10 protein-coding genes, 1 pseudogene and 1 riboswitch are annotated in these 11,430 nt (G+C 67.3%); of the genes and pseudogenes, 9 read left to right on the forward strand and 2 right to left on the reverse strand.

Annotated elements, in window-relative coordinates; translation table 11 throughout:
* Position 1: 1 nt before the first annotated feature.
* Positions 2–1,303, reverse strand: coding sequence for a serine hydroxymethyltransferase (gene glyA, locus ACTWQD_RS11155; RefSeq protein ID WP_443196179.1), 1,302 nt, complete (start codon positions 1,301–1,303; stop codon positions 2–4).
* Between the two features lie 177 nt (positions 1,304–1,480).
* Positions 1,481–1,567, reverse strand: a riboswitch (ZMP/ZTP riboswitch).
* 77 nt (positions 1,568–1,644) lie between these two features.
* On the opposite strand from glyA, the gene purU reads away from it, so the two are divergent.
* Positions 1,645–2,502, forward strand: a complete 858-nt coding sequence (gene purU / locus ACTWQD_RS11160; RefSeq protein ID WP_443196180.1) for a formyltetrahydrofolate deformylase — start codon at positions 1,645–1,647, stop codon at positions 2,500–2,502.
* A gap of 56 nt (positions 2,503–2,558) precedes the next feature.
* Positions 2,559–2,957 carry a class I SAM-dependent methyltransferase gene (locus tag ACTWQD_RS11165; protein ID WP_443196181.1) on the forward strand — a complete coding sequence of 133 codons (399 nt, stop codon included), beginning with the start codon at positions 2,559–2,561 and terminating at the stop codon, positions 2,955–2,957.
* 70 nt (positions 2,958–3,027) lie between these two features.
* Here the strand turns inward: ACTWQD_RS11165 and ACTWQD_RS11170 are convergent, their stop codons facing one another.
* Entirely contained in the window at positions 3,028–3,543 is a 516-nt protein-coding gene (locus ACTWQD_RS11170; protein ID WP_443196182.1) for a DUF2231 domain-containing protein, read from the reverse strand.
* A 116-nt stretch (positions 3,544–3,659) separates the two neighbouring features.
* On the opposite strand from ACTWQD_RS11170, the gene ACTWQD_RS11175 reads away from it, so the two are divergent.
* From ACTWQD_RS11175 to ACTWQD_RS11205, 7 genes and pseudogenes are all read left to right on the forward strand, one after another.
* Complete coding sequence (locus tag ACTWQD_RS11175) at positions 3,660–4,178, forward strand: gamma carbonic anhydrase family protein (protein ID WP_443196183.1); 519 nt, start codon at positions 3,660–3,662, stop codon at positions 4,176–4,178.
* Between the two features lie 67 nt (positions 4,179–4,245).
* Positions 4,246–5,436 (forward strand): ROK family transcriptional regulator, encoded by a 1,191-nt coding sequence (locus ACTWQD_RS11180; RefSeq protein ID WP_443196184.1) that lies wholly within the window; start codon positions 4,246–4,248, stop codon positions 5,434–5,436.
* 130 nt (positions 5,437–5,566) lie between these two features.
* Positions 5,567–7,123, forward strand: coding sequence for a multiple monosaccharide ABC transporter ATP-binding protein (gene mmsA / locus ACTWQD_RS11185; protein WP_443196185.1), 1,557 nt, complete (start codon positions 5,567–5,569; stop codon positions 7,121–7,123).
* A 16-nt stretch (positions 7,124–7,139) separates the two neighbouring features.
* Entirely contained in the window at positions 7,140–8,408 is a 1,269-nt protein-coding gene (mmsB, locus tag ACTWQD_RS11190) for a multiple monosaccharide ABC transporter permease (protein WP_443196186.1), read from the forward strand.
* Between the two features lie 61 nt (positions 8,409–8,469).
* Complete coding sequence (locus ACTWQD_RS11195; protein WP_443196187.1) at positions 8,470–9,570, forward strand: substrate-binding domain-containing protein; 1,101 nt, start codon at positions 8,470–8,472, stop codon at positions 9,568–9,570.
* 95 nt (positions 9,571–9,665) lie between these two features.
* Complete coding sequence (locus ACTWQD_RS11200) at positions 9,666–10,736, forward strand: Gfo/Idh/MocA family protein (RefSeq protein ID WP_443196188.1); 1,071 nt, start codon at positions 9,666–9,668, stop codon at positions 10,734–10,736.
* A gap of 127 nt (positions 10,737–10,863) precedes the next feature.
* Positions 10,864–11,430, forward strand: a pseudogene (locus tag ACTWQD_RS11205) (hypothetical protein); the annotation flags it as partial.

Here is an 11,430-nt window from a genome sequence, read left to right on the forward strand (position 1 = left end):
ATCACCACTGCTCGTGCTGCGGGTACAGCGGGAAGTCGGCGGCGAGCTTGTCCACGCGGGTCTGCAGCGCTTCCACGTCCGTGCCGGAGCCGGCCTTCAGCGCGGTCGCGATGATCTCGGCGACCTCGGTGAACTCCTCGGCGCCGAAGCCGCGGGTGGCCAGTGCGGGGGTGCCGATGCGCAGGCCGGAGGTGACCATCGGCGGGCGCGGGTCGAACGGAACGGCGTTGCGGTTGACCGTGATGCCCACCGAGTGGAGCAGGTCTTCGGCCTGCTGGCCGTCCAACTGGGAGTTGCGCAGGTCCACCAGGACCAGGTGCACGTCGGTGCCGCCCGTGAGGACGGAGACGCCGGCCTCGGCCACGTCGGCCTGGTTCAGGCGGTCGGCGATGATGCGGGCGCCTTCCAGGACGCGTTCCTGGCGCTCCTTGAATTCCGCCGTGCCGGCGATCTTGAAGGCAACGGCCTTGGCGGCGATGACGTGCATCAGCGGCCCGCCCTGCTGGCCCGGGAAGACGTTGGAGTTGATCTTCTTGGCCCAGTCCTGCTTGGCCAGGATCACACCGGAACGCGGGCCCGCGAGGGTCTTGTGCACCGTGGAGGTGACGACGTCGGAGTGCGGGACCGGGCTGGGGTGCAGCCCGGCGGCGACGAGGCCCGCGAAGTGCGCCATGTCGGTCCAGAGCAGGGCGCCCACCTCGTCGGCAATCGAGCGGAACGCGGCGAAGTCCAGGTGGCGCGGGTAGGCGGACCAGCCGGCGATGATCACCTGGGGCTTCTCGGCGATGGCCTGCTCGCGGAGCTTGTCCATGTCGATGCGGAAGTTGTCTTCCTCGACCTGGTACGCGGCGACGTCGTAGAGCTTGCCGGAGAAGTTGAGCTTCATGCCGTGGGTGAGGTGCCCGCCGTGGGCGAGGGACAGGCCCAGGATCTTGTCGCCCGGCTTGATCATTGCGGACAGGGCCGCAGCGTTCGCCTGGGCGCCGGAGTGCGGCTGGACGTTGGCGTACTCGGCGCCGAAGAGCTCCTTGACCCGGTCGATCGCGAGCTGCTCGGCGATGTCCACGTACTCGCAGCCGCCGTAGTAGCGGCGGCCGGGGTAGCCCTCGGCGTACTTGTTGGTCAGCACCGAGCCCTGGGCTTCCATCACGGCGCGCGGGGCGAAGTTCTCGGAGGCGATCATTTCCAGGGTGCCGCGCTGGCGGCCGAGCTCCTGGGCGAGGACTGCGGCGATTTCAGGGTCGAGGTCCGCCAGAGGCTGGTTGCTCACGGCGGCGGACGAAAGGCTAAGAGACGTGGTCACGGGGAACTCCTGGCTAGTCAATGGGCACGGCTTTTGGTCAGGTTACCGGCTGGCCCGCGGCGGCGCCCCCAGATTACGGTCCCGGAATGCGGGCACACAGCAACGGCAGGGGCCGGCACCCGCAAGCGGGATGCCAGGCACGGGCCGGCAGCGGTGTGCTGCCCGCCGGAAAACGTGACCCTCGGCCCAGGCGTACGATCCGTGGTCTTCACTGCGTGCCGCTCCCCGGTGGTTAACCACCCAACGCCAGTTGCGACCGTTCCAGACTACCCCAGGCCCGCAGCCGCCGGCACGGCACCCGCGGCACGGCCCCCGCGCTCTGCGCGGGTAGGCTGTTCTCCGTGAATGACCAGCTGAGTGCTTCCTACATCCTGACCCTCTCCTGCCCGGACCGCCCCGGAATCGTGCACGCCGTCGCCGGCGCCCTGCTCGTCGCGGGCTGCAACATTACGGACTCGCAGCAGTACGGCAGCCAGGGCACGGGCACGTTCTTTATGCGCGTCGAGGCCACGACCGCGGCCCCGCAGTCCGAACTGCAGGCCGCCCTGGAGCCTGTGGCCCAGGCCTTCGGCATGCAGTGGAGCCTCAACCCGGCCGGCCGGAAGGTCCGCACCCTGCTGATGGCCAGCACGTCGGCGCACTGCCTCAACGACCTGCTGTTCCTGCAGCGCTCCGGCACCTTGCCGATCGAAATCCCGGCGATCGTGTCCAACCACCGCGACCTGGCGGGCCTGGCCGAGTTCTACGGGATCCCGTTCCACCACATCCCCGTCACACCGGGCACCAAGGCCCAGGCCGAGGACGAACTGCGGGCACTCATGGCCCGGCACGACATCGAGCTCACGGTCCTGGCCCGCTACATGCAGATCATTTCCGACGAACTGTGCCAGGAACTGACCGGCAAGGCCATCAACATCCACCACTCCTTCCTGCCGTCCTTCAAGGGCGCCAAGCCCTACCACCAGGCGCACGCCCGCGGCGTGAAGCTGATCGGCGCCACCGCGCACTACGTGACGGCCGCCCTGGATGAGGGCCCCATCATCGAGCAGGAAGTCATCCGCGTGGACCACCGGCGCACCGCCGAACAGTTCGTCCAGATGGGCCGCGACGTTGAGGGCCGCACCCTGGCCCAGGCGGTGCAGTGGCACGCCGAGCACCGCGTCCTGCTCGACGGAAACCGGACGGTCGTCTTCAACTGACGTGCCTTCAAGCGGGCCCTGTTGTCTTCAAGTGACGCCGGTCATTGAATAGGGGTATGGCACTTTCCCCGCAAGACCCGTTCCCGGACTTCGTGGCCCTGCTCAAAGCCGAGGGCCGCAGGGGTGTGCTGGGCCTCGACTGCGGCCAGGGCGCGGACGGGCTGCGCTTCGTGCGTTCCGGCATCCACTTCACCGGCGTCGACCCCTCCGAGGAGAACGTCCACTCGGCGCGGGCCCACGGGCTGGAGGCCTCGGTAGCCGCCGCCCCCGCGCTGCCGTTCGCTGACTCCGTCTTCCCGGCGGTGTGGGCGCCGGACGCCCTGGCAGGATTGCCGCCGGCGGAATGGGACGACGTCGTCAGCGAGCTCCAGCGGGTCGCGGCGCCCGGCGCCCCGATCGCCGTCGTCCTTCCCGAACCCGGGAAGGGCTTCACCGTGGTCCGCTCCCCCGCCTGATCTCCGTTGCGCCATCACTTAGAGGGCTTAACCGCGCCCGTTGGGCCCTACAACTGATAGGGCAACGGGCTTAGCGGCGCCGGCTGCGCATGTAGCCGCCCAGGAAGCCGCCGACAATCGCGGCGGCGCCGCCCAGCCGGGCCAGGCGCACGCCCAAGCGGTGCCGGTCCCGGGTCCGCGCCACCCAGGACGCCGAGAAGATCAGGGTGGCAACGAGGTTGGCCGCGGCATGGACGACGCCGACCCGCCGGGTGGGGTGGTCCGCGCGGGCCCACTCGGCCCAGCCGCTGATTCCGGTGGGCGCGGCCGCGACGACGCCCAGCCCCACCAGCCGGGTGGCTGCCCGGCGTGTGCCCTCGTCCGGAAAAAAGTCCAGGAAGATCGCCATGAACCAGGCCCCGAAGGGCACGTCGGTGGCGATGACGTGCGGCGGAATGCCGGTGGCGTCGCCGGAGAAGAAACGCCGCAGCCGGGAATCGGCCACGAGCTTTTCCGCGAAGGGCCCCGCGGCCCGGACGGCCGGGTCCAGCCGCTGGGACTCCTCCAGACGACGCACCGTGCGCAGGTACATCCCGTTGTCAGCCACTGCGGACCACCTCCCGGAAAGCGCTATTGATGGCCCGATCCTACTCAGCGCACGTCCCGGTTCAACCCCCTGCTGCCCAACTGACTGCAGCCGGGGCCTTGTCCTAGGCTGGGCTCATGGCTCCCATTTACGCATTCGCCGGGGACACCCCGGCCGTCCATGATTCCGCATTCGTCGCGCCCACCGCCTCGGTGATCGGCAAGGCGACCCTCGCCGAGGACTCGAGCGCCTTCTATGGCGTTTCCGTCCGGGCCGACACCGCCGCCATCACCGTGGGCGCCGGCACCAACCTGCAGGACAACGTGGTGCTGCACGCCGACCCGGGCTTCCCCTGCACGGTGGGCGCCCGGGTGAGCGTGGGCCACAGCGCGGTGGTGCACGGCTGCACCGTGGAGGACGACTGCCTGATCGGCATGAGCGCCACCATCCTCAACGGCGCGGTCATCGGTGCCGGCTCCCTCATCGCGGCCGGCGCCGTGGTCCTGGAGGGAACCGTGGTCCCGCCCCGCTCGCTCGTCGCCGGCGTCCCGGCCAAGGTCCGGCGCGCGCTCACCGACGAGGAATTCGCCGGGGTCCAGCAGAACGCCGCGCACTACCTGGAACTGGCACGGGCGCACCGGGAGCTGCATGCCTGACCCGACACGGACGTTCCAGTTGCGTTAACTTCTTGACTACAAGAGCGTGATGCGGGAACCTTCATGCATGCCCTCACCAACGCGCTCAACGAGGAGCCGCACCAAAAACCCCGGATCGCAGTCCGCCCTCCGCCACCTGAACCAGCAGCGGATCATCGAATGCCTTCTCGCCGGGCCTTCCACGCAGGCGGAACTGGCCCGGCAGACCGGCCTGTCGACGGCCACCGTCTCGAACATCGTCAGGATCATGCAGGACGCCGGACTCGCCTCCACCGAGCCCACCACCAGCTCCGGCCGCCGCGCCCTCAACGTCCGACTCAACAGCAACGGGGCCGTGGCGGTCGGCATCGACTTCGGCCGCCGGCACCTGCGCGTTGTCCTCGCGTCCCTGAGCTACCACGTCATCGCCGAGGAATCCGTCCTCCTCCCCCTTGGCCACCAGGCCGAGGAGGGCATCACCGCCGCCGTCGGACTGGTGGACCGGCTGCTGGACCACAGCGGCGTGGAACGCAGCGCCGTGGTGGGGGCCGGCGTCGGGATCCCCGGCCCCATCGACCGCCGCACCGGGACGGTGGCGCAGGGCGCCATCCTGCCCGAATGGGTGGGCATCAACATCCTCGAACGCCTCGAAGAGGCCCTGGATCTGCCCGTTTTTGTCGACAACGACGCCAATCTGGGCGCCCTCTCCGAAGTCACCTGGGGGCCGCACACCGGCATCAGCAACCTGATGTTCCTGAAGATCGGGTCCGGCATCGGCGCGGGGCTGATCCTGAACGGCATGCCCTACTACGGCAACGTGGGAATCACGGGCGAAATCGGCCACGCGACCATCCATGAACACGGGTTGGTCTGCCGCTGCGGGAACCGCGGGTGCCTTGAAACCATTGCCTCCACCACCACCATGATCGAGCTCCTGGGCCGCGGCGACGACGCTCCACTCACCCCGGAGGACATCGTCCGGAAGGCCCTGGCACGGGACTCGGCGACCTTGCGCGTGGTGGACGACGCCGGTCTCGCCGTCGGCCGGGCGCTGGGCAACGTGGCCAACCTGATCAACCCCGAGGTGATTGTGGTGGGCGGCCCGCTGGCAGGGCTCGGCGAGCTGCTGCTGGACCCGATCCGGCGGGGCCTGGTCCGCCACGCCGTGCCCGTGATCGGCGAAACCACCACCCTCACCATGTCCTCGCTGGGCGACCGCGCCGAGGCCCTGGGGGCCACCGCATTGGTCTTCCAGCACGCGGGAATCCGGCGAAACTGAGTTTTCGTTATCGGGCCGTTGCGTTAAAGACTTGACGACAACGCCTGTGATCCAGTTTACTTTTCCATCAGACGACCCTGCGGTTTGCAGGGGCGGACAACGAAGTCATGCATTGGAGGCGTAAGGGCAGATGACGTCCCTCAACACGCACAGCGATCCGGTAATCCTCGAGATGCGCTCCATCACCAAAGAGTTCCCCGGCGTTAAAGCATTGTCCGAGGTGAACCTGCGGGTGAAGGCCGGTGAGATCCACGCGATCTGCGGTGAAAACGGCGCCGGCAAGTCCACCCTGATGAAGGTTCTGTCCGGGGTTTACCCCTACGGCAGCTACACCGGCGACATCGTCTACCAGAGCGAAGTCCAGCAGTTCAAGGACATCCGGGCCAGCGAGCACGCCGGCATCGTGATCATCCACCAGGAACTCGCGCTGATTCCCGAGCTGTCCATCATGGAGAACATCTTCCTGGGCAACGAACCCACCAAGCGCGGCGTGATCGACTGGGCCGAGGCACGGACCCGTTCCACCGAGCTGCTGGCCCGGGTGGGGCTGCGGGAGGACCCGGAGACCCCGATCAAGGAAATCGGCGTCGGCAAGCAGCAGCTGGTCGAGATCGCCAAGGCCCTGAACAAGTCGGTGAAGCTCCTCATCCTCGACGAGCCCACCGCAGCGCTGAACGAGTCCGACTCCCAGCACCTGCTGGACCTGATGCTGGGCCTGAAGGGCCGGGGCATCACCTCGATCATCATTTCCCACAAGCTCAACGAGATCGAGCAGATCGCGGACTCCATCACCATCATCCGCGACGGCAAATCGATCGAGACGCTCAACGTGAAGGCCGACGGCGTCGACGAGGACCGCATCATCAAGGGCATGGTGGGCCGCACCCTGGAATCCCGGTTCCCGGACCACGAGCCGAAGATCGGTGAGGTCTTCTTCGAGGTGAAGAACTGGAACGTGGGCCACCCGCAGGTGCAGGACCGCATGGTCTGCAAGAACTCCAGCTTCTTCGTCCGCCGCGGCGAGATTGTGGGCTTCGCCGGGCTGATGGGCGCCGGCCGCACCGAACTGGCCCGTTCCGTCTTCGGCCGGTCCTACGGCCGGTTCCTCTCCGGACACGTGTACATGGACGGCAAGGAAGTGGAGCTCAAGAGCGTCCGCCAGGCGATCGACGCCGGTCTGGGCTACGTCACCGAGGACCGCAAGACCCTGGGCCTGAACCTGCTGGACGACATCAAGGAAACCACCGTCTCCGCCAACCTCAAAAAGGTCAGCAAACGCAACGTCATCGATGCCAACAAGGTCTTCACGGTCGCCGAGCAGTACCGCAAATCCCTGCGGACCAAGGCGCCCTCCGTGGAGGAAGGCGTGGCCAAACTCTCCGGCGGCAACCAGCAGAAGGTGGTGCTGGCGAAGTGGATGTTCACCGACCCGGAACTGCTGATCCTGGACGAGCCCACCCGCGGGATCGACGTCGGCGCCAAGTACGAGATCTACGGCATCATCCAGCAGCTGGCCAACCAGGGCAAAGGCGTGATTGTGATTTCCTCGGAGCTGCCAGAGCTGCTGGGCCTCTCGGACCGGATCTACACCATCTTCGAGGGCTCCATCACCGGCGTGCTGAACAAGGACGAAGCCAGCCAGGAAAACCTCATGAAGCTCATGACCTCCGCCCGCAAGACCGCCTGAACCAAGGACTGAAACAATGAACGCGCTCAAGAAGCTCTTTGGCGGCAACACCCGCCAATTCGGCATGATCTTCGCCCTGGTGGCGCTGATCATCTTCTTCCAGATTGCCACCGACGGCCGCACGCTCACCCCGGGCAACGTCATCAACCTCTTCAACGGCAACTCTTACATCCTGATCCTCGCCATCGGCATGGTCCTGGTGATCATCGCCGGCCACATCGACCTGTCCGTGGGTTCGGTCGCGGCGTTCGTCGGCGTCTGCGTGGCCCTCTTCATCCGCGACTGGGGCATCCCCTGGTACCTCGGGATCCTCATGGGGCTGGCCCTCGGCGTCCTGATCGGTGCCTGGCAAGGGTTCTGGGTGGCCTACGTCGGCATACCAGCGTTCATTGTGACGCTCTCCGGCATGCTGATCTTCCGCGGCGCCAACCAGTACGTGGGCAAGTCCAACACCATCCCGGTGCCCTCCGACTTCCAGAAGATCGGCTCCGGCTACCTCCCCGAGGTGGGGCCCACCACCGGCTACAACAACCTCACCCTGCTCCTGGGCCTGGCCGCCGTCGCGTTTGTCATCTTCAGCGAGATCCGCTCCCGCCGCACCGCCAAGGCCCTCGGCGCGGAGGTCCCCGAGACCTGGGTCAGCATCACCAAGCTGGTCCTGATCTGCGGCGCCATCCTCTACGCCACGTACCTGTTCGCCACCGGCCGTCCGGGCACGTCCTTCCCCATCCCCGGCCTGATCCTGGCAGCGCTCGTGATCATCTACGGCTTCGTCTCCTCCAAGACCGTGATCGGCCGCCACATCTACGCGGTCGGCGGGAACCGGCACGCCGCCGAGCTTTCCGGCGTGCAGTCCAAGAAGGTCAACTTCCTGGTCATGATGAACATGTCCGTCCTGGCCGGCCTGGCCGGCATGATCTTCGTCGGCCGCTCCACCGCCTCGGGTCCGTTCGACGGCGTCGGCTGGGAACTGGACGCCATCGCCGCCGTGTTCATCGGCGGCGCCGCGGTGACCGGCGGCGTGGGCACCGTGATCGGCTCGATCGTCGGCGGCCTGGTCATGGCCGTGCTGAACAACGGCCTGCAGCTCCTCGGCGTCGGCGCCGACCTCACCCAGATCATCAAGGGCCTGGTGCTCCTGATCGCCGTCGCGTTCGACGTCTACAACAAGACCCAGGGCAAGAAATCCATCATCGGCCTGATGTTCAAGAACTATGGCCGCAGCAGCGAGATGAAGCCCGACGAGACCACCTCCACCAAAGAGGTCATCTCCAAGGGCGCCTGATCGGCTCCCTGGACCTCCCCCAAGATTCTCCGCACACCATCTAAAGAAAGTGAACCAAGCAATGCGACTGATTGGTAAAGCAGGAAAGGCAGCAGCAATCGCTGCTATTGCGGCACTGGCGCTGACAGCCTGCGGCCGCGCCGATACCGGGTCCACCGGCGGCTCCACCACCGGCGGGGAAGCGTTCCCGAAGGACTCCCTGATCGGCGTCGCGCTCCCCCAGAAGACCAGCGAAAACTGGGTCCTGGCGGAGACGCTCTTCAACGACGGCCTCAAGAACGCCGGCTTCCAGCCGGACGTGCAGTTCGCCAATGGCGGCGTTTCGGAACAGCAGAACCAGATCAGTGCCATGATCACCAAGGGCGCCAAGGTCATCATCGTGGGCGCCATCGACGGCGCTCAGCTGGGTACCCAGCTGCAGCAGGCCAAGGAAGCGGGAGCCACGGTCATCGCGTACGACCGCCTGCTCCTGAACACCGCCAACGTGGACTACTACGTGGCCTACGACAACTTCAAGGTCGGTGAACTCCAGGGCCAGGCGCTGCTGGAAGGCATGAAGGCCAAGAAGCCGGAAGGCCCGTACAACATCGAACTCTTCGCCGGTTCGCCGGATGACGCCAACGCGAAGGTCTTCTTCGACGGTGCCATGAGCGTCCTGCAGCCGAAGCTGGACGACGGCACCCTCAAGGTGCTGTCCGGCCAGACCTCCTTCGAACAGGCCGTGACCCAGGGCTGGAAGGCAGAAAACGCCCAGCGCCGCATGGACACCCTGCTCGCCGGCACCTACGGCAGCGCAACGCTCGACGGCGTGCTGTCCCCGAACGACACCCTGGCCCGCGCGATCATCACCTCGGTGAAGGCCGCCGGCAAGCCGATCCCGGTAGTCACCGGCCAGGACTCCGAAGTTGAGTCCGTGAAGTCCATCATGGCCGGAGAGCAGTACTCCACCATCAACAAGGACACCAGCAAGCTCGTTGAGCACGCCATCACCATGGTCAAGGACCTCCAGGCCGGCAAGACGCCTGAGATCAACGACGACAAGTCCTACGACAACACGGTCAAGGTTGTCCCGGCATACCTGCTGGAGCCGGTCATCGTGACCGCGGAGAACGTCAAGACGGCCTACGTCAACGATCCGGTACTCGGACCGCTGACCCAGTAATCCGGTCGCACTGACATCATGGAGCCCCGGCTCCGCCTCTGGACCAGTCCAGGGGCGGGCCGGGGCTTTTTGCTGCCTGGTGAGAGGATGGCTCCATGACCGCCCTCATCGCCAAGACCTGGTTGTCCGGCCAGCCGGACCCCGACCCCCGAACTGCCACCGGCGCCCGGCTGCGCTGGGGCGTGATCGCCACGGGAGGAATCGCCGCCGCTGTGACCCGGGACCTGGAGCTCCTTGCCGACGCGGAGCTGTATGCGGTCAGTTCCCGCACCCAGGCGGCGGCCGATGCGTTCGCGGCTGATTTCGGTTTCGCCCGGGCCTACGGTGACCAGGACGGGCACACCGGGTATGAGCGGCTGCTCGCCAACGAGGCGGTCGACGTCGTGTACGTCGCCACGCCGCACGCCCACCACCACGAAATCGCCATGGCGGCCCTGACGGCCGGCAAACACGTCCTCTGCGAGAAGTCGTTCACCGTCAATGCGCGGGAAGCGTCCGAGCTGGTCTCCCTGGCACGGGACAAGGGCCTTTTCCTGATGGAAGCCATGTGGAGCCGCTTCCTGCCGAGCATGCAGCGGGCCTTCGAGATCGCCGGCTCCGGCGATATCGGCGACGTCAAATGGGTGGGGGCGGACCTGGGCTTCCCGGCGCCGTACTCGCCCACCTCGCGCCTCTGGGCGCCCGCTGACGGCGGCGGCGCCCTGCTGGACCTCACCGTCTATCCGCTGCTCTGGGCGCTGGGCACACTGGGCTTCCCCCAGACCGTCACCGCCACAGGCTGGCTGAACGACGACGGCGTGGACGCCCAGAACGCTCTGACGCTCGGCTACCACCACGGCGCGCAGGCACAACTGACGTCCTCCCTGCTGGCCCACGGCCCCCGGACCGCCACCGTGGCCGGCAGCCAGGGGTTCCTGCAGTCCGTCGGCTCGATCAACAACCCCAAGGAGCTGCTGGTGCGGGTCGGCTTCGACGAGCCGCGCACCGAGACGTTCGACGTCGTCGGGCGGGGGTACAGCTATGAACTGCGTGAGGTGACCCGCTGCATCCAGCACGGCCTCACCGAGAGCCCCGTCATGCCCCTCGAGGATTCGCTCAACACCATGCGGCTGTTCGACGGGGTACGCGCCCAGCTGGGGGTCAGCTACCCGAACGACGCCCGCTGACCTGCGGAATTATCCGCCAGATTCCGCGGTTTTGCCTGCCCCGCGGAGGGAGCACTATGGACTCACGCCCGCGCGCGGACTTACCCTAGAGTCAACCATTGGGCGTTCGGGGAAATGGGGTGTGCGTGTGGATGCAGCATCAGTCCCGTTCCGCGCGCGCCGCACGCTCACGAGGGTGATTCTGGGCAGCGCCGCTGGGATGGCCTGGCTGGCGCTCTCCGCTACCGGTGCCACAGCTGACTCCACCCCCACACCGACGCCCACCCTGGGCGCCACGGCGGCCGCAACGGCCGGGGCCTTGACCACAGAAGCGGTGCCCGTGCCGACGGCGTCGGCCATTCTCACGGGCACTGCGAGTGCCGTACCCACCCCCACGGGTACGCCCTGGGCGGCTGTTCCACTTGCCACGTCAGAACCCGCTCCGTCCCCATCCGCCGTGCTGCCCGCGACCCAGGGTGCTGTTTCCGTTCCGGTGGTCTCCCCCGAACCCACGGCCGTTTCCGTCCCGCCGCCCGTATCTGAGCCCGTGCCGGACCCGACAGCAACGCCGACAACGACACCGACGCCCACCCCAACGCCCACACCCAGCGATTCCGGGCCCACACCGTCGCCGGTCCCCGACCCTGCCGTCACGTACCCGGCACCAACCCCGGACCCGTCAGCGCCCGCACCCACCCCCACGCCGACCCCCACC

It is taken from the genome of Pseudarthrobacter sp. 1C304 (assembly GCF_052245515.1).
In the GTDB taxonomy this organism is placed as follows: Bacteria; Actinomycetota; Actinomycetes; order Actinomycetales; family Micrococcaceae; genus Arthrobacter.